This window comes from Thermococcus sp. (genome assembly GCF_027008145.1).
GTDB lineage: Archaea > Methanobacteriota_B > Thermococci > Thermococcales > Thermococcaceae > Thermococcus.
In genome coordinates, this window is sequence record NZ_JALTCZ010000162.1 from 1 (window position 1) to 20,568 (window position 20,568).

Genomic DNA, 20,568 nt, shown 5'->3' on the forward strand with positions numbered 1-20,568 from the left:
GCCAGTAAAGAGACCGTAACCGGACTACTGCTGTTCGCGCTATTCGTCTGGGCGCTGACCCCTCTAGGCAAAAAGTAAAAATCTTAAAGTCAAATGACGGGTGAAAACTTATGCTATGGATAGAGTACGGAGCCTACGCGGGGATACTTGGAGGGGCAGTTTATCTCCTTTTACTTTTTGCGTTCAAGGATTCCCTTGCAGGCAAGAGCAGAATCTCGTGGATAGTCCAGCTGGAGATGGCGGTCTTCATGATCCTCTTGGGTCTCGTGACTTGGGAAGCCTGCACTGGAGGCTCTTCCACGTACTTAGGCGCAGTTGGATGGATATGGCTGGTGGTGGTTATAGTCACAGTGCTTATTGGCTTTAAGTGGCGTTAGCCATATAGCCCGGGTCTGTTCCCCCATCTTTATAAACCCCTCTCCCTACCCCCGACCATGAGCCACTACTACTCCGAGGAACCGGACGTTCCGCTGAGGACGAAGACGATAGAGGTCTGCCTTAGGGGTCACTGCTTTAGATTCATAACCGCCAGTGGCGTGTTTTCCTTCGGGAAGCTTGACAGGGGAACCGAGTTGCTGATCGGGAGCATGATTCTTGAGGGGAACTGGCGCGTTCTGGATTTGGGGTGTGGCTATGGTGCGATAGGCATCGTCGCGTCCCGCTTCGTTGACCATGTTATTATGGCCGACGTGAACAGGAGAGCGGTTAGCATAGCGAGGAAAAACTTAAAAATCAACGGCGTTAGAAACGCCGAGGTCAGGTGGGGAAGCCTCTACGAGCCTGTTAAAGGCGAAAAGTTCGATTCAATCATAACCAATCCTCCGGTGCACGCGGGAAAGGAAAGCCTGAGGGAAATAGTTATAAACGCTCCCCGGCATCTCAACGATGGTGGCTTGCTCCAGCTCGTCATCAAGACGAAGCAGGGGGCAAGGCTCATAAGGTCATTGATGGAGGCGACCTTCAGCGAGGTGAGGGAGCTCGCCAAGGGAAGCGGGTACCGCGTATATGCCGGGATCGCCTAGCCTGGGATGGCGCGGGCCTTGAGAGCCCGTGGGCGCTAGCCCACCGGGGTTCAAATCCCCGTCCCGGCGCCAGAATCCATGTAATCGCGTGAAACCCAAAAATGGAGGTGTGTTGGTAATGTCCGACAACTTCAGGCATATCGTTCGTGTTGCGGGTGTTGATCTCGACGGACACAAGCAGCTTAGATGGGCCCTTACTGGAATAAAGGGCATTGGAATAAACTTTGCCACCATGGTGCTCAGGATAGCTGGTATAGACCCCTACATGAAGGCAGGCTACCTGACAGACGAGCAGGTCAAGAAGCTTGAGGGGATTATATCCGATCCAGTAAGGCACGGCATTCCCGCGTGGGCGGTCAACAGACCGAAGGACTATGAGACCGGTAAGGACATGCACCTTACCACCGCCAAGCTCGTCATGGCTTGGCGTGAGGACGTCAACAGGCTCCGCAGGATCAAGTCCTACCGCGGTATAAGGCTTGAGCGTGGACTCCCTGTCAGAGGACAGAGAACTAGGTCGAACTTCAGGCACGGTACTACCGTTGGTGTAAGCAGGAGGAAGAAGTGAGGTGGTGTAAATGGGAGACCCGAAGAGGCAGAGGAAGAGGTATGAGACTCCCTCTCACCCTTGGATTAAGGAGAGGCTCGACCGCGAGAGAGTTCTCATGAGAAAGTACGCCCTCAAGAACAAGAAGGAGCTCTGGAGGCATGAAACACAGCTCAAGGAGTTCAGGAGAAGAGCTAGAAGGCTCCTCGCAGCTCGTGGTAAGCAGGCCGAGATCGAGAGGACACAGCTTCTCCAGAGACTCAACAGGCTTGGCCTCCTCCCGGCTGATGCCGTTCTCGACGACATCCTCTCACTCACCGTTGAGGACGTCCTCGACAGGCGCCTTCAGACCATCGTCTACAAGAGGGGCCTCGCTAGGACAGTAAGGCAGGCCAGGCAGCTGATAGTCCACGGCCACATCGAGGTCAACGGGCAGGTCATCCGCTCACCCGGCTACCTCGTTCTCCGTGAAGAGGAGGGCGCCATAACCTATGCAAAGGGCTCGCCTTTCTCCAAGGAGAGCCACCCCGAGAGAATGGTTATTGAACAGGCCAAGCAGGGTGGTGAGGCATGAGCGAGGAGCAAACTCAGCAGGTTAGTCTGAAGAAGAAGGAGAAGTGGGGAGTTGCCCACATCTATTCCTCCTACAACAACACTATAATACACATCACCGACATCACAGGGGCTGAGACGGTCAGCAGATGGAGTGGTGGTATGGTCGTCAAGGCCGACAGGGACGAGCCATCCCCGTACGCGGCTATGATAGCAGCGAGAAGAGCAGCCGAAGAGGCTATGGAGAAGGGCTTCGTTGGAGTTCATATCAAGGTTCGCGCCCCGGGAGGAAGCAAGAGCAAGACCCCCGGTCCGGGTGCCCAAGCTGCCATCCGTGCTCTGGCTAGGGCCGGCCTCAGGATTGGGCGCGTTGAGGACGCCACACCGATCCCGCACGACGGTACAAGGCCGAAAGGTGGAAGGCGCGGAAGGCGCGTCTGACCACGACTTCTTTTTTGGTGATGCCCATGGTGGAGTTTGAGATTCTTGAAAAGAAGGAGGACTCAATGAAGTTCATCCTTAGGGGCGTTGAAATACCCTTTGCCAACGCCCTACGGCGGACGATTCTGGCTGAGGTTCCCACCTTTGCTGTCGACGAGGTTGAATTCTTCGAGAACGACTCCGCCCTCTTCGACGAGATAATCGCCCACAGACTCGCTATGATACCCCTCACAACCCCCCACAAGAGGTTCTCCCTGGATGCCTTGGAACTTGACGACTACACGGTTACGCTCTCTCTTGAGGCCGAAGGGCCCGGAATGGTGTACTCCGGCGATCTGAAGACCGACGACGAGGGTGTAAAGCCTGCCAATCCCAACATCCCGATAGTTAAGCTGGCCGAGGGTCAGAGGCTGGTCTTCAACGCCTACGCTAAACTAGGTCGCGGTAAGGATCATGCTAAGTGGCAGCCCGGTTTCGTCTACTACAAATATCTCACGAAGATTCATGTGAGTAAGGAAGTCTCCGACTGGGAGGAGCTTAGGGAGCTCGCCAAGAGGCGCGGTCTGCCCGTTGAGGAGAAGGAGGGTGAGCTCGTCATAACGACGATCAAGCCCTTCTACCTCCCCCGGAAGTTCGATACCTACGTGGACGACAAGATACGCGAAGAAGTCCTTCCCAATACATTCGTCTTTATGGTGGAGACGAATGGAGAGCTCCCCGTTGGGGAAATAGTGAGCATAGCGCTCAAGATACTCATGAGAAAGAGCGATAGATTTATAAACGAGCTTCATAAATTAGCCGACTGACGCGGGGGTTGCCGAGCCTGGTCAAAGGCGCGGGATTCAGGGTCCCGTCCCGTAGGGGTTCCGGGGTTCAAATCCCCGCCCCCGCACCATAACGCTTACCCCGTCCACCTGTCGGTTTCCCTGCGAGAGCGTTGAGGAGGTATGCTCATGGTTAAGAGAACAGGTCCAACCGACATTAACCTGAGGAGGTTCATTCGCTCCCTCAGAAAGAAGTCGAACGAGGAAGGCGTTAGGATATGGAAGGACTTAGCCTGGCGCCTTGAGAGGCCCAGAAGGCAGAGGGCAGAGGTGAACATCAGCAAGATAAACCGTCATACCAAGGAGGGCGATACCGTCGTTGTCCCGGGAAGCGTCCTTGGAGCGGGAAAGATTGAGCACAAAGTTACAGTTGCCGCGTGGAAGTTCAGCGAGACGGCAAAGAGGAAGATAGTTGAAGCCGGTGGAGAGGCCATAACAATAGAGGAGCTTATGGAGAGAAACCCCAAGGGTAGTGGAGTGACCATAATGGAGTGATGGGCCATGAGGATTATCAACGCCGATGGGCTGATACTCGGAAGGCTCGCCTCGAAGGTTGCCAAGATGCTCCTTGAAGGCGAAGAGGTTATCATAGTCAATGCGGAGAAGGCAATAATCACCGGCAACAGGGAGGATATCTTCGCCAAGTACAAGCAGAGGACTGAGCTAAGAACAAGAACCAACCCAAGGAGGGGCCCCTTCTACCCAAAAAGGAGCGATGAGATCGTCAGGAGAACAATAAGAGGAATGCTCCCGTGGAAAACTGACCGCGGAAGGAAGGCCTTCAAGAGGCTCAAGGTCTACGCTGGCATTCCAAAGGAACTCGAGGGTAAGGAGCTTGAGACCGTAAGCGGGGCTCACATGTCGAGGCTTGCAACCCCGAAGTATGTCACCGTTGGTGAGGTTGCCAAGTTCCTCGGTGGAAAGTTCTGAGGTGAGAGGAGATGAAGGTCATCCAGACTTCAGGTAAGAGGAAGACCGCCATAGCGAGGGCGACCATAAGGGAAGGGAAGGGTCGCGTTAGGATCAATCACAAGCCGGTCGAGATAATCGAGCCAGAAATAGCGCGCTTCACCATTATGGAGCCCCTCATCCTGGCTGGGGAAGAAATAGTCGGCAAGGTCGACATTGATGTCAGCGTTGAGGGAGGGGGCTTCATGGGACAGGCTGAAGCGGCAAGGGTTGCCATAGCCCGCGCTTTGGTTGAGTGGACAAACGACATGAACCTCAAGGAAAAGTTTATGAAGTACGACAGAACCATGCTCGTTGGGGATAGCAGGAGGACCGAGCCCCACAAGCCTAACCGCTCAACCAAGGGCCCGAGAGCCAAGAGGCAGAAGTCCTACCGCTGATATCCCTCCTTTAAAAATTTGAGGTGTTGAAGAATGATAGTCCCCGTCAGGTGCTTTACCTGTGGAAGGGTACTGGCAGACAAGTATTATGAGTTCAAGAAGAGGGTTGAGGCTGGAGAAGACCCGGGTAAGGTGCTTGACGACCTTGGGGTCGAGAGGTACTGTTGCAGGAGGACACTCCTCAGCCACGTTGAGCTCATCGACCAGGTAATGGTTTACAAGGTGTACTAAAACCACAATTCTTGGGGGGCCGTGGGGTAGCTTGGTCTATCCTCCCGGCTTGGGGTGCCGGAGACCCGGGTTCAAATCCCGGCGGCCCCACCAAAACCTCTCTGGATGGAAGGAAAAACGGCTCTTGGAGGCGGAAGGAAGGGGGGAATAGCCGTGTTTAAGTACACCCGCTTTGAAAAGGCCCGGATCATTGGGGCAAGAGCCCTGCAGATAGCGATGGGCGCTCCCGTGCTCATAGACGTCCCCGAGGGGGCAACGCCACTGGAGGCTGCCCTGCTGGAATTTGAGAAGGGCATCATACCAATCACCGTTATAAGGCCGAGCTGATGAAAGATGACGGTCATAGAGAACGTAATAGGCAGGGTTGCCGTGCTCAGGGGAGGGAAATACTCCGTCGAGGTAGACGTTATAACTAGCTCCGGCTTTGGTCGCTTCGCCTCCCCGATAGATGAGAGCCCAGACCTCTACATAGCCGAGGCCCATAGGGCAGTCAGCGAGGTCGATGAGATAATAGGGCCCGAGCTGATAGGCTTTGATGCAACGGAGCAGGAGCTCATAGACAGTTACCTGTGGGAGATAGATGGAACCGACGATTTCAGTCACATTGGTGCCAACACAGCTCTGGCAGTCTCTGTTGCCACGGCAAAGGCCGCCGCCAACGTTAAGGGGATGCCCCTTTACAGCTATCTGGGGGGCACCTTTACGACCGAGCTTCCTGTCCCCATAATCAGGCTCTCCGGGGAGGAGCTTTTCGAGTACTACGTGATGGTCAGGGATTTGATGGAGATTACCGACGTTATCGATGCCCGCAACAGTGTCCTCAAGAACCTCGAGGGAAGGGACATTGGTGATTACTCAAGGGCAACTGAGAAAGCTAGTGACGAACTGGGCCTTGACGTTGCCCTCGGCATCGTCCAGAGAAGGCCTCTTGAGACTGAGGAAGTCCTATCCCTTGTGGAGGACAACAACGTTTTATATATAAAACCCCTAGGCAATGAAGAGCTCTTCCTTGACCTCATAGCGGGCACACACGGTGTTTTCATAGACGGGGAGCACCTTTTCCGTGAGAAGGGCATACTGGATAGACGCTATTACAACGCGCTCTCAATCAAACCCATAAATCTCGGTACTCTCACAGACCTTTATAACCTCGTGAACGATGCAAAGTCGGAGAGGATAACCACAATCCTCGCGGAGGCTCGCTACGAGTCCCCCGACGAGGCACTGGCCCACCTAGCCGTTGGGCTCCGCTTTCCGGCGATGGTGCTCCACCCGGACTCCATCGCCAAGCTGAATGAGCTGATACGGATTGCGGAGGATCTGGGTGAAAGGGGCAGAGTGATAACCTTTGAAGGATGAGGAGGTGGTAAGATGGAGGAATATCTCGTTCCACTCGACCAGTACCTTGCAGCCGGTGTCCACATCGGAACCCAGCAGAAGACCCAGGACATGAAGAAGTTCATCTATCGCGTTAGGCAGGACGGTCTATACGTCCTTGACGTTAGGAAGACTGACGAGAGGCTCAGGGTTGCAGGCAGGTTCCTTGCCAGGTTCGATCCCGAGAGCATTCTCGCTGTGAGCGTCAGGCTCTACGGCCAGAAGCCCGTCAAGAAGTTCGGAGAGGTTACTGGTGCCAGGGCCATACCCGGCCGTTTCCTCCCGGGAACTATGACCAACCCGCAGGTCAAGAACTTCTTTGAGCCCGACGTGCTCATAGTCACCGACCCGAGGGCGGACCACCAGGCCATGAAGGAGGCCGTTGAGATAGGCATCCCCATAGTTGCGCTCGTCGACACCGAGAACTTCCTCAGCTACGTTGATCTCGCGATCCCAACCAACAACAAGGGAAGAAAGGCTTTGGCTCTCATTTACTGGATTCTTGCGAGGGAAGTGCTCTACAACAGGAAGGAGATCGAGAGCAGGGAAGACTTCAAGATACCCGTTGAGGACTTTGAGATGAGAATCATAAAGACTTGAGGGAGAAGGTTTTTAATCCCTCTCCTTTAGTTTAGCTCGCGCGGGGGTGCCCGAGCCTGGCCAAAGGGGGCGGACTTAAGATCCGCTGCCGTAGGGCTGCGCGGGTTCGAATCCCGTCCCCCGCACCAAAGGTTTAAAAGATTCAATGACTCGATGTGTTCAGGTCGTGAGGTGATAAAGATGGCGAGATTCCCTGAGGCTGAAGCAAGGATCTTTAAAAAGCTCGTCTGCATGCGCTGTGGTGCCACTAACCCATGGGGAGCCAAGAAGTGCAGGAAATGCGGCTATAGGGGCCTTCGCCCGAAGGCCAGAGAACCACGCGGTGGCGGTCGCTGATCACTCCCCCTTCAGTTTTTTTACAGTCTCCTCCAAAAAAGCGAGGCCCTCTCTTAGGAGTTCTTTCCCCTTGGGAGTGAGTCTGTAGTACTTTCTTGCCGGTTTTCCTGTTTCGCTCTCCTGCCATTCTGCAGTTACGTAACCTTCCTTCTCCAGCTTGTAGAGCACGACATAAGAGCTCACCGTTGCCGGCTCAAATTTGAAGCTTTCCCTGATCTTGCTCTTCAGCTCATAAGCGTACATAGGTCTCTCCTTAAGGAGCCTCAGGATGTATATCCAGAGAACCTCCTTCGTTATCTTGTTTTTCAGCCTCTCGATGGGAGTCGTCATGTTCTCACCTGTTTTATGTCTTGTAAATATTTTGGAAACATGTAATTTTAAGCGTTTTGGCAAAAGGTTTTTTAGTGGGGAGCTTTAAAGGAATGTGGGTGGTTCAATGGACTTGAATCTCAACGGTATTATTGGTGATGTTGGTGTCTGGGGTATAGTGGGTCTCATAACCGGCTATGCTCTCAAGAAGCTTCTGAAACTTACAATGGCCCTCATAGGTGCTTACATCCTCAGTCTCTTCTACCTCCAGCAGAAGGGCGTCATCACCATAAACACGGACAAGCTCTTCAACCTCGCAAGCAACATAACCCAGCAGGTCATTGGTCTCGGCCAGAAGGTCGTTGGAATACTCCCCGGAACCGGGAGCTTCGTTGCCGGCTTTTATATCGGTTTCAAAAAGGGTTGAGAGATTCAAACCCTGCCCCTGTAGAGCACCTTTACGAGCTCCTCTGGGAGGTTCTCTCTCTTGATTTTTTCCTCAATAAGCTTCTTTTCGCCCTCGTAGTCAATCTCCATGAACTTTGTGTGAAGAGTGCTGACGTCGACTAGGGCAAAGGTTGCTTTGTGGTTCTTCCCGGGGGGATATCCTATGCTTCCCGGGCATATTACCCTTCCGTAGCGGGTCATCGCGTTGACCGGATACCTCGGTGACGCCACGAACAGTATCTCGTAGTCCTTGACCGGTCTCATAATTGCTTCATAGTAGCTGGTCGGCTGGTCCGGGAGGACTTTGCCCTCGAAGGGGTTAAGTGGGCTTCCGTAAACTCCAAAGATGTCGTTCTTTCCAATTCTGTCGACCAGGTATATCGGGAGATCCCTTATGAACTCCCTTCCCTTGTGTCCCAGCTTATCCCATGTGTATTTGAGGGCCTTTTTGATGTATTCTGAGTAGCCTGTCTTGTCTACATAGTCCGGCCCCTCAGCATGGGGGTCACTCGCCGCTATAACCTGGTCGAACTCACCACGGATGACCTTGACGGCGTTGTTCCTTATGAGGTCATCAAGGGTGTCTATAACCTCTTCAGGATAGGGGAACAGGCCGACGATGTTTCCGAGAACATAGTATTTCTCAATCTCGTACCCTTTCTCTTTCAGCTCCTCTATCGTTTCCAGGGCCTTCGCCAGGGCCGGGAGGTTCCCGTTGATGTTCGCTAGAACCGCCACGTAGACCATCCCCCACCACCTCCATATTTTTCTTACCCAAGGAAACTAAAAATGAAGAATATTTAAGCCTTTCGCTTCTCGCGCTTTCTCCTATCGCGGTCGAGTGTCCATGAGATAAGGGATAGCGTCATCTATCATCTCGCATCACCTCCCTTGGTTTTGTTTGAACTCTGGTGAGTTTGGCTTTGCAGGGACAAATTTTGATTAAAAGGGCGATACTCAAGCGTGCACTGGCTGAGTGCTAATTTGAGCGGGGGTTTTAACGCCAAACGGAATCTTTCAGGAGGTTTCGCTTTTTATCAGCGCCCGAAGGGCACATTCTTGAGTGAAACACTCATCAAAGGGGCAAATAGAGGGGAAATCCCAACTTGAAACAAGGACATGCCCAATAAAGACACTTACTTTTCCGCCGGCACTGAAGCTTTTGCCTATCAAAAGTTTCCTATGGCGGACCGGCGGGGATTTGAACCCCGGACCTGCGGCTTAGGAGGCCGCCGCCCTATCCTGGCTAGGCTACCGGTCCACTGCCCGCTATTCCTCACAGGGAAGGATATTTAAAGTTTGCGGTTTACTGAAAGCGGTGAGGTGGAAGTGGTGGACGAACTCGACAGGAAAATAATTGCACTGCTTCAAGAGAACGCCCGGTTCTCATACCGTGAGATTGCCAGGGAGCTTAACGTGGCCGTTGGGACGGTCTATAACAGGATAAAGCGCCTTGAGGAGGAAGGGGTCATTAAGGGCTACTCCCCCCTTCTCGATTACGAAAAGCTTGGCTTTGGCTTGACGGCCCTAATAGGGGTAAAGGCCCAGGGGAGAAAGATAACGGAGATAGAGGGCAGGATAGCTGAGAAGGGAAATGCCATGATGGTCTATGACATAACTGGTGAGTTTGACATTTTTGTAATAGCGAAGTTTAGGGATAGGGAGGAGATGAACCGGTTTGTCAAGTGGCTCCTCTCCCTGGAGGGAGTTGAAAAAACGAACACGAGCGTCGCGATGCAGGTAGTCAAGGAGGACCCGAGGTTAAGACTTGATGACTAACACCTCGTCCAGGAAGCGCTCCGCGAAGTCCTCGAAGCTTTCAACGGGGAGGTCTGCCTCCTTTCCATTCACTCTCCCCTTAAAGATGAACCTTCGGGCGTTTATCTCTTGGATCCTCTTGAAGTCTGGGTTTTCCCTCACGACCTTCTCAAGGACCTCTGTAAATTCTCTACTGCTCACCTCGATAACAACCCCCTCAATGACGACTCTTCTGCCGCACTCCTCCTCAGTGCATTCAAACTTGAAGGGGACACCGGGGGTGAACTCCAAGGGGATGCTGAGCCCCCCGGCGTTGTATATAAAGCCCTTCATATCAATCCAACCTTATCAGGCTTTCAACGGGAAAGTCATACTCCTTTTTAATGTGTCCTAAGATCTCCCCGACGCTGATCAGGAAGAACATGCCCACCGGTCTTGCACCCGCCTGTCTCGTCAGTTCCACGAGGGCTTTTTGAGTTTCTCCGCTTCTTATGACGTCGTCAACTATCAGGACTCTCTCCCCCTTCTTCAGAGCCCAGTATGGGAGGTAGAGGGTCATGACGCTTCCAGAGGCACTAGGAATGTAACTGGCCTCGTAGAACTTCTCGACTCCAACTTCCTTTTTCTTCTTGGCGTAGACGATGTCAACACCCAATTCTCTAGCTATGTGAGTTCCCAGGACGATGCCGTCGGTTTCGGCTGTGAGAACCTTGTCCACGTCCCTGTCAAGGTATTTTCCAGCAACCTCCTCTGCTAGGAGGCTCATTAAAGCCGTATCGCTCAGCACTGGCATGTTGTCGAAGAAGCCCCTCTCGTCAAATTTTATCCTCTTCCTGACTTCCTCCTCGATGTTTATGTAGGGCAGGAGGAGGTTCAGGAGTTCTCTCGTTCTCTCGGCACTTGGTAGGACCTTTCCCCTGACGTATCTGTTCAAAACCGTTATCGGCAGTCCCGTTATCCTGGAGAGCTCATCGTAGGTGTAGCTTTTTTTTAGTAATCTGAGAACCCCTATTAGACGGAGCTTCTCTTGGACGGACTTTAGCTGGCTCACGTTATCACCTCCGCGTGGCGATTGATTAACAAGAAAATGTATAAATACGTTTCGGTCGCTTCACTCGTTTAAAACTTTAGCCCGGTATTTTCCTATGATGTCTCCATACTCCCTCAGGAGGAACTCCCTCGTTACGGGCTCTCCTTCGGGGTGATTTATCCCGGGGCAGAATGAGTCCATCCTGACGTAAACTTCCATCTCTTTTCCTTTTCTCACGAAGACGAAGGGGTAGAGCCTGCAGGCCAGGGGGCGGTAGGGGTATATCCTGCACCTCTTGGTCTCCGGGTCTAGGAAGATGCAGGCGTCGTCGAAGGCCCTCTTCTTGAGTGCATAACCGAGGAACTTGTCCCCCCTGTAAAAGAGCTTCTCGTAGTCCACGAACTCCCAGGCATTGTAGCCCAGCCCCTCTATCCGGGCTATGTCCTCGTCGCGCAGGGGTATCTCAAGCATCTCGCAGCACTCACCGCAGTTGTCTAGGCACTTGAACCTGAAATAGGGGTCGGTCTTAACTTCAAGCGTCTCAAGGTTTATCGTGGCTACCCAGCGCTTTCCCACCCCCTCACCCCCGGTAGGTGCTGGCTATGAGCGTCTCGGTCATCTCGATGTCAGGTATGCGCCTGAGGACGTCGTCGTGGAACCTGTCGAGCTCCCTGATATCTGGAACCTCGACTCGGGTCACTATGTCGTACTCCCCGTATACCCTGTAGGCTTCCTTGACCCGGGGGTCTTTCTTGATTCTCTCAAAGACCTTCTCTTCGTTTCCAGGCTTAACGACTATAAGGACGAATACCTCTATCATACCCCCAACCCCCCAAAGTTGAAGTTCTTGGCCAGCCGGGCCAGTTTCCTCTTGTTCATGCCCTTAAACATCTTCTTCATTTGGTTATACTGGTTTAAGAGCTCTCTTACTTCAGCCGTGCTCGTCCCCGAACCGCGGGCTATGCGCTTTATCCTTGAATAGTTGATTATATCCGGGTTCTCAAGCTCCTCCTCGGTCATTGAGTCCATTATTACTCTGTACCTCCTGAGCTTTTCCTCTCCCACTTTGACCGCGTCCTCGGGCAGGGAGTAGCCCAGACCGGGTATCATCTGCAGTATCTGCTTCAACGGCCCCATCTTCTGCATGGCCTCCAGCTGGGAGTACATGTCCTTCAGGTTGAACTTACCGCGGAGGAACTTTTCCAGGTCTTCCTCCCTGAACTCCTGCTGTTTCTGAAGCTCCTCTATCTTCTCAAGGAGCCCTTGGATGTCACCGAGGCCGAGAAGCCTTGAGACGAAGCGCTTCGGGTCAAAGGGCTCAAGATCGTCTATCCTCTCACCGGTTCCTATAAACTTTATCGGGGCCCCTGTCGCTGCTACCGCAGAGAGGGCACCGCCTCCCTTTGCCGAACCGTCGAGCTTCGTAACGATTATCGAACCTATCGGCGTTGCCTCTTTGAAGGCCATCGCCTGGTTGTAGGCCTGCTGGCCTATCGTGCCGTCTATGACGAGTATGACCTCGTGGGGATGTATAGCCTTACCTATCTGTCTCATCTCCTCTATAAGGCCTCTCTCTTCCTTGTGCCTCCCGGCCGAGTCCACGATGATTACGTCGACTCCCTTCTTCCTGAAGTGCTCAACTCCTTCCCTTGCAAGCTTGACGGCGTCTTTCTCTCGGGGGTCGCCAAGGACCTCTACCCCGTAGGGGTCGAGGAGTTGTCTCAACTGGTGATAAGCCCCGGGGCGCCACGTGTCCGAGCAGACGACTCCAACTTTGTAACCCTTTTTCTGTAGGTAGCGGGCGAGCTTAGCGACGCTCGTGGTCTTTCCAGAGCCTTGTATGCCGACGGTGAGGAGAACTGTGGGCTTTTCTTTTATCTCGAGGGGCTTCGCCTCAGTTCCTAAGAACTTAGTTAGCTCCTCGTAGACTATCTTTATTATATGCTCCTTCTTGGAGACCCCTGCCGGGGGCTTCTCCTCTAGGGCTCTCTTCTGGATAGCCTTCGTGAGCTGGAGGACAAGCCTGACGTTGACATCCGCCTGCAGAAGGGCCCTCTGAATGTCCCTCACAACCTCCTTTATTGTCGCCTCGTCAACGGTGCTGGAACGGGCGAGCTTTCTGAGGGCATTGTTGAGGGCCTTTCCCAACCTCTCTAGTGCCATCTCACCACCTCTATTATGAGCGGTGGGAAGTTTATAAACGGTTGGGTGGTGGCTCTGTGGAACTAATGTATCCATTTTCTTAGAAAGCCCGTTTGTAAGTTCTTTTTATCAAACATGTTTGTTCATCAAAAGCCAGGCTCGTTCCGCAAGCCTTTTTTGAGAGACCAGCGTCCTGAAAGGTTCATGAACGGTAAAATCGGAGCTACAAACCTTTTTAAACATTTAAAGGCTTATTGTCTAATTGAAGAGAGAGAAAGGGGGTGAGAGAGATGATTTGGCCCATCGCAGTCTATGAGTATGTGCTCACGCGTGAGAAGAAAAGGAAGAGGGCACTCCCTGAGGAACTCGAATACGTCGAGATGCTCGGGTGAGGTTTTCCATTTTTCTCGTCAATTGACGATATAAAGTTTAACGAATGTCTATTAGAAAGGTTTTTATATAATAAAGTTGTATAATCAAGTGGTGATGCCTATGTCAACGATACTCAAGCGTGATCCTGAGAAGTTTTTAAGGGAGTTACGGGTTCATTACAGTGATGTCTGGAGGGTTCCCACTAGTAAATATCTCCTAAAGCCCGATTTCATAGTTATTGACCCCAAAAGTGGTAAAAAGACAAAGGTCAGCTTCGTCTCCCTCGACGACGGCGAGGTCGTTGGTGTTGTTTACGACATCCTTGGCTGATTTCGTCTTTTGTCTTATCCCTCGTGTCTTTTGGCGGAAACCATAAATACTGTCTCTTCTTATCCGGACTGGTGGGAGTATGGCTCAGAACATTTACCGGGAAGTGCTCCGTCTAGCCGGGAGCATAGAAGACCCTTACCTCCGGGCAGTTACTTACGCGAGAATTGGCTATTACCTTTACCGCGCCAGGGAGCCCTCCTATAAGGAGGCCTTTGCGCGAGCCTTGAACGCCGTTGCTTCCATAGAGAACCCCCTCTTTCTTGTCAAGTCCCTCATCGAGGTTGGGACGTTCTTCGCAAGGATTGGCTCGAAGACTGCCGACAAAATTTTCCACCAGGCTTACGAGTCTATAAGGGCTTTTCCTCAGCCTCTTAAAGACGAGCTCTTGGGAGAGCTTTCCCTTAGACTCGTCGAGCTGGGAAAGGCCTCCGATGCTCAGTTCTATGCAACTGAGATAGAAAACCCTGTTAAGAGGAACGATGTCCTGCTAAAGGTTCTTCACTCTTACCTACATGCGGATAACCTCAGGAAGGCCAAGGGGCTGCTCAACGCGATAACCGAGGAGCCCTGGCACTCCATAGCATCCTTTGAAGTCCTCAAGGAGCACCTCAGGAGGGAGGAGTTCGGCAGTGCCATCAGGGTTCTCTCGGAGCTTGAAAGCGACTACTGGCTTGGAGAGGCAATGAAAACGGTGGCCGGCTATTTAAAGAAGTCGGACGTACCTCCGGAGACCTACGAGAAGTTTGTAAACATAGCCCTCGGGATGTCGCCTGAAAAGCAGGAAGAGGTGCTGAGAGCGCTTCTCATTGGCCTTGCCGTTCAGGGTGAGGTGAACTTCATACTAGGCATCCTCCAAAGGCTTGGTGAAGATGCTAGAAAGAATCTAATTGGTGCGATAGTGGTGGCGATATCTGATCGCCCGGAGGTTCTCCTTGAGTTCCTCCAAAAGGGACCCAGGAGGGATGACCTTTACACCAAGGTAATGGACGAGCTTCTCGGGAGAAGGCCCGATGAGGACTATATTGAGATCGTAAAGTTCATCGGAGACAACACGAGGAGCGAGAAGACCCTTGTAAAGGTCGTCAGATACCTATCCAAGCTCGGTGAGTTCGAAAAGGCCTGGAAGCTGGCATCGAAGGTAGACGATCCATACCTTCGCTCCCTGGCCTTCGGGGGGATAGCGGTCGAAAAGCTGAAGAAGAACGACATAGGCGGTGCAATAGACGCGGCCCTCGAGGTGAGGGACAAGCACTGGGGTTCATGGCTCCTCAGCGAAATACTCGCCAAAATCCTCGAACTCCAGACGGAGGAGGTTCTTAGCGAAGATCTTGAGAATAGGGCAGAAGAGCATAGGGCACTCTGGGAGAGGGACTAACGTTATTAACCCCCCTGCCCCCCTCTTCTCTTGAGGTGATAAAATGCCAAGGATAGCCATAATTGGAGGCTCCGGTGTCTACGATCCCAAGCTCCTCCAGAACGTTAGAGAGGAATTCGTGAGCACGCCCTACGGGAAGGTCAGGGTGGAGATAGGCGAGTACAACGGCGAGGAGATAGCCTTCCTCGCAAGGCATGGCGAAAAGCATGCGGTTCCCCCACACAAGATAAACTACCGGGCAAACGTCTGGGCACTGCATGAGCTGGGCGTAGAAAGAATCCTCTCAACTTCGGCCGTCGGCTCCCTCAACCTTGATATGAAGCCCGGTGAGTTTGTAATCCTCGACCAGCTCATGGACTTTACCAAGACCAGGCACTACACCTTCTACGACGGTGAGGAAAGCCCCCACAACAGGAAGTTCGTCGCTCACGTTGACTTCACCGATCCCTACTGTCCCGAGCTGAGGAAAGCCCTCATCAGTTCGGCCAAGGAGCTGGGCTTCAGGTATCACCCAGCGGGAACCTACGCCTGCATGGAGGGACCCAGATTTGAGACGAGGGCCGAGATTAGGGCCCTTAAAATACTCGGTGCCGACGTAGTTGGGATGACCCAGTGCCCGGAGGCGGCTCTCGCGAGGGAGCTTGAGATGTGCTACGCCAGCGTTGCGATAGTGACAAACTACGCCGCCGGGATAAGCAGGGAGAAGCTCACCCACAGGGAGGTCGTCGAGTTAATGGCCCAGAAGGGCGAGGAGATTAAGCTCCTCCTCATGAAGGCCATTAAGTACATTCCGAGGGAGAGGCGCTGTCCATGCAAGGACGCCCTCAAGGGTGCAACGGGCGACTGAAGGCTTCTCCCTTTTTAAATTGCTTACGTTCTGAACCAGAGGTTAAAGAAAGCGTTTAATATCCCCCGCATATTCCCTACGGTGGTATGGAAGATGGAGTACTAGGCGCAAGCGCCGGCGGGATAACGGCCGCGATAGCCACGAGACGCTTTTACCCCGACAAGAGCGTTCTCGTGGTGAAGAAGGAAGGGACTGGCATGATACCCTGTGGAATTCCCTACGTCTTCGGAACATTGGGGAGCGTTGAAGATGACGTTCTGCCCCTTGAGAGGTTTCTGGGGCTCCTTGGGGCATCCTGACTGACGAGGTGGTAGAAGAGGAAGACCATAAGGACAATCTCCGGGAAGGAAATTAGGTGGAGAAGCTCGTTATAGCGACCGGCTCCAAACCCGTTAAGTCAGAGTTCCGGGGAGGTGATCTGGAGAGAGTCTACACCGTTCCCAAGGACTACCACTACCTCAAGGGGCCCCGGGAGAGGATCCGACAGACATCCGGTCAAGTTACCGGACACCTCAATGGTTACGGTGAAGCTCATATTCTCCCGCGATAGGGGAGCTATCTTCGGTGCCCAGATAGCCGGCGGAAAGGGCGTCGGTGAGACGATAAACATCCTTGCCCCTGCCGTACAGAAGAGGCTTACCGCGAGCGAGCTCTACACCCTCCAGATAGCAACCCACCCGCTACCCACGGCTTCCCCGATCGGCTACCAGATACTTCAGGCCTCTGAAGACGCGCTGGCGAAGCTGAGGGCTTGAAACTTTGCCCGCGTAAAGTTTTATCAAAGTTCTTGTCTTTTTCTTAGATCCTTAAGAGCCTGCATTCTTGTTTCCAAGATGTCAAACTGGGAGTAAAACTATCCTCCAAAGAACACTTACCTTACCCCCCAACCTCTGGCTGCTTTGCCTTTTATTTGTATGGGGCACAATCGTTTTATATCCTCTCTTTGATGTCTATGATTGGTGAAATCCCATGGTAAAAAGAAGGGGCAAAGTTACTGAGAGATCTCTTTATGCTCCTATGATACAGATTTTTGAAAGATTTGGTGGAAAAGGGGTTCAAGAGGCCTTGTATAAATCACAACCGGATATTATTGTTGACTGGCTTGGAGAAAAGTGGATTGTAAGCGTAAAACTCGGAGATCCAACAAGACGAGCAAAACTTGTAATAGACGCGATCCTCCAGTATCAAGACCACGTTCGTGATACTGAGTTGAAGTACGGAATGATTGTATTCTTTCCAGAAGAAGTTCGTAAAATAAACCCCGAAGATAAGGATCGCCTTGAGGAATTCATTGACATGACTCCTGCTTATGTTTTAGTAATGAATCCATCAATGGAAATACGAGCATCTTTCCCGGAGGCTCTTTACCAAATTCGAAAGACTATTGAGAAGAAGATATCGACAACCTTCCCACTCATAACAGTCCTCATGATCCTCAAAGAGCACATTGTCTCCATTATGGATAACATACACCTTACGGAAACTGAAATAACGAGGATAATCACTAATCAGGAACTTTTCTTTGGAATAAGTGGTGGTGCAAAGAAAGAAGAAGTTTTCAAATTCCTTGCAACCTATATCTTCCTGAGTCAAGTATTGTTCCTAAGGCTCTATTCAGTTGAACACCCAACCATAACCGAAGGTGTTGACCTTCGGAAAGTTGACAAGGAAAGGGCTCGTAAGCTATTCAACAGAATCCTTGAGATCAATTATCGTCCAATTTTTGAACTCGATGTCCTCGATGTAATTCCCGAGAATTATGTAGAAGACACTTTCAAGCTAATCTGGGGTCTGAAAGTAGAGAAAATACGCTACGAGCTTCCTGGGAGATTATTCCATGAACTTATGCCTGACAAAATCAGGAAACTACTGGCGGCATTCTATACTCGTCCAATTGCCGCAGATCTACTAGCACATCTCACAATAGAAGATGAGAATGCAACAATCTTTGATCCAGCATGCGGTTCAGGTACTATCCTTACGGCCGCATACAAGAGAAAACTTGAACTATGGAAGGAGAAGAACAGGAAGGGGGATCCTCACAAGAGATTCTGTGAGCAGCAGATATATGGAGCAGATATTATGCCATTTTCTGTCCATCTGGCTGGGGCAAATCTTGCTGCAATGAACCCGGGAATAACTATCAAACGCGTCCAGATAGCATTGGGGGATAGTCTCAAGCTCTCGCCAGACACGAGAATAAAACCGGGCTATCGTAGCCTTATGGAATTTATGAACGTAGGAACCACTCAGCAAAAGCAGAATGTCAAGGCGTTCTCTGTGAATGGCGAAGCTTACAATATCACACTGCCGCACATGGACGTAGTTCTTATGAATCCTCCGTTTACAAAGATAGAGAGAGGAATCAAAAACTATGTTGATTTGGAACGCTTTAAAGAAGTAGTCGGAGGGGAAGTCGGTCTGTGGGGTCATTTCATAGCGCTTGCAGATATATTCCTTAAAGAAGGTGGTGTGTTCGGTGGTGTTATCCCCATAAGCATTCTCCGAGGGAGGGAAACAAAGAAGGTTCGCAAGCTTGTTTTCAAGAAGTGGTTGCCTCTTTACATCATAAAATCAACCATAAACTATGGCTTTTCGGAGTGGTCGGAATACAGAGACGTCCTCCTAATAGCAAAGAAAGTAAATGAGAAGAAAAAACCAAAGAATCACAAAGTGAAGTTCTGTCTGATCAAAAAAGACCTCAACAAGCTCACTGAAGATGAAGTAAAAAGAATCGCAGAGACGATAAAGAGAGAAGAGAGATATAGAAGCAATGATCTTGATATCGATTCGTACACACTCAACGAGATTGAGGAGAATTTTGAAAACTTAATGGTCTTTATAAGCGGGGCAACCTTTGATGGGAAGGAGGCTTTGGTCAATATCATAAAGAAGGGCAACAAGAAACTGAGTAAATTCCCAGCTGGATACTTCAAAGAGGGATACCGTTTCTCAGGAGGATCGTCTAAGATTCTAACAGTGACACGGGACATTGGAGAGGGACGCACTGACCAAGCGTTTTTGGTACTCAAAAAAGAAACGAAAGACGAAATAATAGCGACCACCCCAGCAGGGGTCGCGGAATTCAAAATGAAAAGGAAACACTTTGTTCCTGCACTGAGAACCCCTGTAGGATTGGATACTATTGATGTCAGCAGAAAATACGATTATATGGCAAAGGAGCCCTATGAAAACTTTAAAGAAATCGTAAGCTTGGTAGGATATAAGAAAGAAGTAAATGAGACGTTTTGGGCTTCAGTAAGGAGGGCTATTGAGCGTAACAAGACTTATGCCATAATAACCCGCCGTGTGAATCCGTTCTCACCAAACCAAAAACTCGTTGCATTCTTCTCAGAGGATCAGATAGTACCAGCAGACCAGCTCAAGATAATAGCAGAAAACGATAAGGATAGAGCTAAGGCAGTAGTAGTCATCATGAATTCAATATTCTTCCTTGCAAACTTTTTTAATTCAAAAGAAGAAACTACGGGGAGATTTGTAGACATACGCGGACCAGATCTATATGCAATGAAATTATATCCAAGCAAGGAACACGTAAAGAAACTCGTAAAAGTCTTCGAAAAATACAAGGATACTCAATTTCCTGCCTTAACCAAACAGATAAGTGATGACTTTGGAAAACGCTATGAGCAGTTCTGGATCACAGAACGAAAATCGCAGGAAGTCTTGGAATTTGCGATAGTGCCCTACAAGCCAAATAAGTTGAAGCTTGAGTTTGATATGGACGTTGCAAAAGCACTAGAGATCGATATTACTGAGGAGGAGTTGGTAGCAGCTTACAAAGCCATTGAAGCCGATATGATTGCAACAAGAGGATTAAGAAGAGATTGAAATTATCATCTCAAAGTTTGCAAATGTTACTCTTTTCTTTTTAACGAGGAACCCCTTGAGATAGCAATGGTGAAAGAATTTAGCACTAAAAACGGCTCGTAAAAAAGAGGAGTCTTCCCGCGCTTTGACATCTCAAAAGAACCACGAAATCTGCTCAAACTGCGTGAGGAAGCTTTAAAGAAGCTGACCAAGGGAGTTCTTTTGTGAAGGAGCAAAAGGACAGTTGTATATTACTTAAGGGCAATCTTCTGACGTTTTTTTATGAAAAGGAACCTTTAAAATCGTTTCAACTTCATTATCAGCATCCAAAGGGCGTCTTGAGAAGAACAAACACTGAAAAGCAATCATTGATGCGTAAACCTCCTAAAACTCAGCATTTTCAGAATAGCACATAATCTTTCCGCCAGCGCTTGCGAAGCAAGGGCTGTAATGGTGGGCCCGGGGGGCTTTGAACCCCCGACCACGCGGTTATGAGCCGCGCGCTCTGACCAGGCTGAGCTACGGGCCCGCCATCTGGCGCCGCCGCCCGGATTCGAACCGGGGACCGCCGGATTAACAGTCCGGCGCTCTACCAGCTAAGCTACGGCGGCTCAACCCAATGAATGGGTGTTGGGGGAATTTATAAATTTTGCGGTAAAGCCCGCGGAAAGATTTATAACTCCCCCCTCCTTCAATAAAGCGGTGCCCCGGTAGCCTAGCCTGGCGGGGCGGCGGACTTGTAATCCGCCGGTCGCGGGTTCAAATCCCGCCCGGGGCTCCAGTTTATTCTCCCAGCAGGGTCTCTATGAGGGCGACAACCTGACTGTGGACGGTTTCAACATCATCGA

At 51.1% G+C, this 20,568-nt stretch carries 29 protein-coding genes and 8 tRNA genes; 27 read left to right on the top strand and 10 right to left on the bottom strand.

Annotated elements, in window-relative coordinates:
* Window positions 1-110: 110 nt before the first annotated feature.
* The 18 genes from MVD07_RS07645 to MVD07_RS07730 all read left to right on the top strand — a co-directional run bounded on the left by MVD07_RS07645 (window position 111) and on the right by MVD07_RS07730 (window position 7,279).
* Window positions 111-377 carry a hypothetical protein gene (locus tag MVD07_RS07645; RefSeq protein WP_297500398.1) on the top strand — a complete coding sequence of 89 codons (267 nt, stop codon included), beginning with the start codon at window positions 111-113 and terminating at the stop codon, window positions 375-377.
* Between the two features lie 57 nt (window positions 378-434).
* Entirely contained in the window at window positions 435-1,022 is a 588-nt protein-coding gene (locus MVD07_RS07650; RefSeq protein WP_297500401.1) for a class I SAM-dependent methyltransferase, read from the top strand.
* A tRNA-Ser gene (locus MVD07_RS07655) sits at window positions 1,008-1,094 on the top strand. The genes MVD07_RS07650 and MVD07_RS07655 overlap by 15 nt, the downstream gene beginning before the upstream one ends.
* Window positions 1,095-1,140: 46 nt before the next feature.
* On the top strand, window positions 1,141-1,590 hold the full coding sequence (locus MVD07_RS07660) for a 30S ribosomal protein S13 (protein ID WP_297500404.1): 450 nt from the start codon (window positions 1,141-1,143) through the stop codon (window positions 1,588-1,590).
* A gap of 10 nt (window positions 1,591-1,600) precedes the next feature.
* Complete coding sequence (locus MVD07_RS07665; RefSeq protein ID WP_297500408.1) at window positions 1,601-2,143, top strand: 30S ribosomal protein S4; 543 nt, start codon at window positions 1,601-1,603, stop codon at window positions 2,141-2,143.
* Entirely contained in the window at window positions 2,140-2,562 is a 423-nt protein-coding gene (locus MVD07_RS07670; protein WP_297500410.1) for a 30S ribosomal protein S11, read from the top strand. Before MVD07_RS07665 ends, MVD07_RS07670 begins: the two co-directional genes overlap by 4 nt.
* Before the next feature lie 20 nt (window positions 2,563-2,582).
* A complete protein-coding gene (locus tag MVD07_RS07675) occupies window positions 2,583-3,368 on the top strand; it encodes a DNA-directed RNA polymerase subunit D (RefSeq protein WP_297500413.1) in 786 nt (261 codons plus the stop codon).
* A 1-nt stretch (window position 3,369) separates the two neighbouring features.
* A tRNA-Leu gene (locus MVD07_RS07680) sits at window positions 3,370-3,457 on the top strand.
* Window positions 3,458-3,515: 58 nt separating this feature from the next.
* Entirely contained in the window at window positions 3,516-3,881 is a 366-nt protein-coding gene (locus tag MVD07_RS07685) for a 50S ribosomal protein L18e (RefSeq protein ID WP_297500416.1), read from the top strand.
* Between the two features lie 6 nt (window positions 3,882-3,887).
* On the top strand, window positions 3,888-4,316 hold the full coding sequence (gene rplM / locus MVD07_RS07690; protein WP_297500418.1) for a 50S ribosomal protein L13: 429 nt from the start codon (window positions 3,888-3,890) through the stop codon (window positions 4,314-4,316).
* 11 nt (window positions 4,317-4,327) lie between these two features.
* Window positions 4,328-4,735 carry a 30S ribosomal protein S9 gene (locus MVD07_RS07695; RefSeq protein WP_297500421.1) on the top strand — a complete coding sequence of 136 codons (408 nt, stop codon included), beginning with the start codon at window positions 4,328-4,330 and terminating at the stop codon, window positions 4,733-4,735.
* 33 nt (window positions 4,736-4,768) lie between these two features.
* Window positions 4,769-4,966 (top strand): DNA-directed RNA polymerase subunit N, encoded by a 198-nt coding sequence (locus MVD07_RS07700; protein ID WP_297500424.1) that lies wholly within the window; start codon window positions 4,769-4,771, stop codon window positions 4,964-4,966.
* 15 nt (window positions 4,967-4,981) lie between these two features.
* A tRNA-Pro gene (locus MVD07_RS07705) sits at window positions 4,982-5,059 on the top strand.
* Window positions 5,060-5,119: 60 nt separating this feature from the next.
* A complete protein-coding gene (locus MVD07_RS07710) occupies window positions 5,120-5,293 on the top strand; it encodes a DNA-directed RNA polymerase subunit K (protein ID WP_297500473.1) in 174 nt (57 codons plus the stop codon).
* Between the two features lie 6 nt (window positions 5,294-5,299).
* Window positions 5,300-6,325 carry a hypothetical protein gene (locus tag MVD07_RS07715; protein ID WP_297500427.1) on the top strand — a complete coding sequence of 342 codons (1,026 nt, stop codon included), beginning with the start codon at window positions 5,300-5,302 and terminating at the stop codon, window positions 6,323-6,325.
* Window positions 6,326-6,337: 12 nt separating this feature from the next.
* The gene (rpsB, locus tag MVD07_RS07720; RefSeq protein ID WP_297500430.1) at window positions 6,338-6,943 is read left to right on the top strand and encodes a 30S ribosomal protein S2; all 606 of its coding nucleotides are present in this window, start codon (window positions 6,338-6,340) and stop codon (window positions 6,941-6,943) included.
* A gap of 40 nt (window positions 6,944-6,983) precedes the next feature.
* Window positions 6,984-7,071, top strand: a tRNA-Leu gene (locus MVD07_RS07725).
* A gap of 52 nt (window positions 7,072-7,123) precedes the next feature.
* The gene (locus MVD07_RS07730) at window positions 7,124-7,279 is read left to right on the top strand and encodes a 50S ribosomal protein L40e (RefSeq protein WP_297500433.1); all 156 of its coding nucleotides are present in this window, start codon (window positions 7,124-7,126) and stop codon (window positions 7,277-7,279) included.
* On the opposite strand, the gene MVD07_RS07735 is transcribed toward MVD07_RS07730, so the two are convergent.
* Window positions 7,280-7,609 (bottom strand): PadR family transcriptional regulator, encoded by a 330-nt coding sequence (locus tag MVD07_RS07735; RefSeq protein WP_297500436.1) that lies wholly within the window; start codon window positions 7,607-7,609, stop codon window positions 7,280-7,282. It lies immediately after the preceding gene.
* A gap of 106 nt (window positions 7,610-7,715) precedes the next feature.
* On the opposite strand from MVD07_RS07735, the gene MVD07_RS07740 reads away from it, so the two are divergent.
* The gene (locus MVD07_RS07740) at window positions 7,716-8,015 is read left to right on the top strand and encodes an FUN14 domain-containing protein (RefSeq protein WP_297500438.1); all 300 of its coding nucleotides are present in this window, start codon (window positions 7,716-7,718) and stop codon (window positions 8,013-8,015) included.
* A 5-nt stretch (window positions 8,016-8,020) separates the two neighbouring features.
* On the opposite strand, the gene MVD07_RS07745 is transcribed toward MVD07_RS07740, so the two are convergent.
* Entirely contained in the window at window positions 8,021-8,782 is a 762-nt protein-coding gene (locus tag MVD07_RS07745) for a metallophosphatase family protein (protein ID WP_297500441.1), read from the bottom strand.
* 436 nt (window positions 8,783-9,218) lie between these two features.
* A tRNA-Arg gene (locus MVD07_RS07750) sits at window positions 9,219-9,296 on the bottom strand.
* A 68-nt stretch (window positions 9,297-9,364) separates the two neighbouring features.
* Between MVD07_RS07750 and MVD07_RS07755 the strand changes: the two genes are divergently transcribed.
* Entirely contained in the window at window positions 9,365-9,814 is a 450-nt protein-coding gene (locus tag MVD07_RS07755; protein ID WP_297500476.1) for an Lrp/AsnC family transcriptional regulator, read from the top strand.
* Here MVD07_RS07755 and MVD07_RS07760 read toward each other — a convergent pair.
* From MVD07_RS07760 to MVD07_RS07780, 5 genes are read right to left on the bottom strand one after another with little or no spacing between them, the layout of a single operon-like run.
* Window positions 9,797-10,126 (bottom strand): hypothetical protein, encoded by a 330-nt coding sequence (locus tag MVD07_RS07760; protein WP_297500444.1) that lies wholly within the window; start codon window positions 10,124-10,126, stop codon window positions 9,797-9,799. The two genes, MVD07_RS07755 and MVD07_RS07760, sit on opposite strands and share 18 nt — an antisense overlap.
* A 1-nt stretch (window position 10,127) precedes the next feature.
* Window positions 10,128-10,844, bottom strand: a complete 717-nt coding sequence (locus tag MVD07_RS07765; RefSeq protein WP_297500447.1) for a phosphoribosyltransferase family protein — start codon at window positions 10,842-10,844, stop codon at window positions 10,128-10,130.
* Between the two features lie 60 nt (window positions 10,845-10,904).
* A complete protein-coding gene (locus MVD07_RS07770; protein WP_297500449.1) occupies window positions 10,905-11,399 on the bottom strand; it encodes a YkgJ family cysteine cluster protein in 495 nt (164 codons plus the stop codon).
* A gap of 4 nt (window positions 11,400-11,403) precedes the next feature.
* Window positions 11,404-11,643, bottom strand: a complete 240-nt coding sequence (locus MVD07_RS07775; protein ID WP_297500452.1) for an Lrp/AsnC ligand binding domain-containing protein — start codon at window positions 11,641-11,643, stop codon at window positions 11,404-11,406.
* Window positions 11,640-12,986 (bottom strand): signal recognition particle protein Srp54, encoded by a 1,347-nt coding sequence (locus tag MVD07_RS07780; protein ID WP_297500455.1) that lies wholly within the window; start codon window positions 12,984-12,986, stop codon window positions 11,640-11,642. Before MVD07_RS07780 ends, MVD07_RS07775 begins: the two co-directional genes overlap by 4 nt.
* Window positions 12,987-13,457: 471 nt before the next feature.
* On the opposite strand from MVD07_RS07780, the gene MVD07_RS07785 reads away from it, so the two are divergent.
* The 6 genes from MVD07_RS07785 (at window position 13,458) to MVD07_RS07810 (ending at window position 19,741) form a co-directional block, all read left to right on the top strand.
* Window positions 13,458-13,667, top strand: coding sequence for a hypothetical protein (locus MVD07_RS07785; RefSeq protein WP_297500479.1), 210 nt, complete (start codon window positions 13,458-13,460; stop codon window positions 13,665-13,667).
* Window positions 13,668-13,746: 79 nt separating this feature from the next.
* Window positions 13,747-15,042 (top strand): hypothetical protein, encoded by a 1,296-nt coding sequence (locus tag MVD07_RS07790; protein WP_297500458.1) that lies wholly within the window; start codon window positions 13,747-13,749, stop codon window positions 15,040-15,042.
* Window positions 15,043-15,085: 43 nt separating this feature from the next.
* Window positions 15,086-15,889, top strand: a complete 804-nt coding sequence (mtnP, locus tag MVD07_RS07795) for an S-methyl-5'-thioadenosine phosphorylase (protein ID WP_297500461.1) — start codon at window positions 15,086-15,088, stop codon at window positions 15,887-15,889.
* A gap of 86 nt (window positions 15,890-15,975) precedes the next feature.
* Window positions 15,976-16,188 (top strand): hypothetical protein, encoded by a 213-nt coding sequence (locus MVD07_RS07800; RefSeq protein ID WP_297500464.1) that lies wholly within the window; start codon window positions 15,976-15,978, stop codon window positions 16,186-16,188.
* Window positions 16,189-16,302: 114 nt separating this feature from the next.
* Complete coding sequence (locus MVD07_RS07805; protein ID WP_297500467.1) at window positions 16,303-16,644, top strand: hypothetical protein; 342 nt, start codon at window positions 16,303-16,305, stop codon at window positions 16,642-16,644.
* A gap of 214 nt (window positions 16,645-16,858) precedes the next feature.
* The gene (locus MVD07_RS07810; RefSeq protein WP_297500470.1) at window positions 16,859-19,741 is read left to right on the top strand and encodes an N-6 DNA methylase; all 2,883 of its coding nucleotides are present in this window, start codon (window positions 16,859-16,861) and stop codon (window positions 19,739-19,741) included.
* 430 nt (window positions 19,742-20,171) lie between these two features.
* On the opposite strand, the gene MVD07_RS07815 is transcribed toward MVD07_RS07810, so the two are convergent.
* Window positions 20,172-20,249, bottom strand: a tRNA-Ile gene (locus tag MVD07_RS07815).
* A gap of 6 nt (window positions 20,250-20,255) precedes the next feature.
* Window positions 20,256-20,331: transfer RNA gene (locus MVD07_RS07820), tRNA-Asn, on the bottom strand.
* A gap of 93 nt (window positions 20,332-20,424) precedes the next feature.
* Here MVD07_RS07820 and MVD07_RS07825 point away from each other — a divergent pair.
* Window positions 20,425-20,501: transfer RNA gene (locus tag MVD07_RS07825), tRNA-Thr, on the top strand.
* The last annotated feature ends 67 nt before the right edge of the window (window positions 20,502-20,568 follow it).

What these genes read in the sequence shown, in the direction of transcription:
- MVD07_RS07645 (WP_297500398.1), top strand. Translation starts at nt 111, where the DNA reads ATGCTATGGATAGAGTACGGAGCCTACGCGGGGATACTTGGAGGGGCA.
- MVD07_RS07650 (WP_297500401.1), top strand. Translation starts at nt 435, where the DNA reads ATGAGCCACTACTACTCCGAGGAACCGGACGTTCCGCTGAGGACGAAG.
- MVD07_RS07660 (WP_297500404.1), top strand. Translation starts at nt 1,141, where the DNA reads ATGTCCGACAACTTCAGGCATATCGTTCGTGTTGCGGGTGTTGATCTC.
- MVD07_RS07665 (WP_297500408.1), top strand. Translation starts at nt 1,601, where the DNA reads ATGGGAGACCCGAAGAGGCAGAGGAAGAGGTATGAGACTCCCTCTCAC.
- MVD07_RS07670 (WP_297500410.1), top strand. Translation starts at nt 2,140, where the DNA reads ATGAGCGAGGAGCAAACTCAGCAGGTTAGTCTGAAGAAGAAGGAGAAG.
- MVD07_RS07675 (WP_297500413.1), top strand. Translation starts at nt 2,583, where the DNA reads ATGCCCATGGTGGAGTTTGAGATTCTTGAAAAGAAGGAGGACTCAATG.
- MVD07_RS07685 (WP_297500416.1), top strand. Translation starts at nt 3,516, where the DNA reads ATGGTTAAGAGAACAGGTCCAACCGACATTAACCTGAGGAGGTTCATT.
- rplM (WP_297500418.1), top strand. Translation starts at nt 3,888, where the DNA reads ATGAGGATTATCAACGCCGATGGGCTGATACTCGGAAGGCTCGCCTCG.
- MVD07_RS07695 (WP_297500421.1), top strand. Translation starts at nt 4,328, where the DNA reads ATGAAGGTCATCCAGACTTCAGGTAAGAGGAAGACCGCCATAGCGAGG.
- MVD07_RS07700 (WP_297500424.1), top strand. Translation starts at nt 4,769, where the DNA reads ATGATAGTCCCCGTCAGGTGCTTTACCTGTGGAAGGGTACTGGCAGAC.
- MVD07_RS07715 (WP_297500427.1), top strand. Translation starts at nt 5,300, where the DNA reads ATGACGGTCATAGAGAACGTAATAGGCAGGGTTGCCGTGCTCAGGGGA.
- rpsB (WP_297500430.1), top strand. Translation starts at nt 6,338, where the DNA reads ATGGAGGAATATCTCGTTCCACTCGACCAGTACCTTGCAGCCGGTGTC.
- MVD07_RS07730 (WP_297500433.1), top strand. Translation starts at nt 7,124, where the DNA reads ATGGCGAGATTCCCTGAGGCTGAAGCAAGGATCTTTAAAAAGCTCGTC.
- MVD07_RS07735 (WP_297500436.1), bottom strand. Translation starts at nt 7,609, where the DNA reads ATGACGACTCCCATCGAGAGGCTGAAAAACAAGATAACGAAGGAGGTT.
- MVD07_RS07740 (WP_297500438.1), top strand. Translation starts at nt 7,716, where the DNA reads ATGGACTTGAATCTCAACGGTATTATTGGTGATGTTGGTGTCTGGGGT.
- MVD07_RS07745 (WP_297500441.1), bottom strand. Translation starts at nt 8,782, where the DNA reads ATGGTCTACGTGGCGGTTCTAGCGAACATCAACGGGAACCTCCCGGCC.
- MVD07_RS07760 (WP_297500444.1), bottom strand. Translation starts at nt 10,126, where the DNA reads ATGAAGGGCTTTATATACAACGCCGGGGGGCTCAGCATCCCCTTGGAG.
- MVD07_RS07775 (WP_297500452.1), bottom strand. Translation starts at nt 11,643, where the DNA reads ATGATAGAGGTATTCGTCCTTATAGTCGTTAAGCCTGGAAACGAAGAG.
- MVD07_RS07780 (WP_297500455.1), bottom strand. Translation starts at nt 12,986, where the DNA reads ATGGCACTAGAGAGGTTGGGAAAGGCCCTCAACAATGCCCTCAGAAAG.
- MVD07_RS07785 (WP_297500479.1), top strand. Translation starts at nt 13,458, where the DNA reads ATGTCAACGATACTCAAGCGTGATCCTGAGAAGTTTTTAAGGGAGTTA.
- MVD07_RS07790 (WP_297500458.1), top strand. Translation starts at nt 13,747, where the DNA reads ATGGCTCAGAACATTTACCGGGAAGTGCTCCGTCTAGCCGGGAGCATA.
- mtnP (WP_297500461.1), top strand. Translation starts at nt 15,086, where the DNA reads ATGCCAAGGATAGCCATAATTGGAGGCTCCGGTGTCTACGATCCCAAG.
- MVD07_RS07800 (WP_297500464.1), top strand. Translation starts at nt 15,976, where the DNA reads ATGGAAGATGGAGTACTAGGCGCAAGCGCCGGCGGGATAACGGCCGCG.
- MVD07_RS07810 (WP_297500470.1), top strand. Translation starts at nt 16,859, where the DNA reads ATGGTAAAAAGAAGGGGCAAAGTTACTGAGAGATCTCTTTATGCTCCT.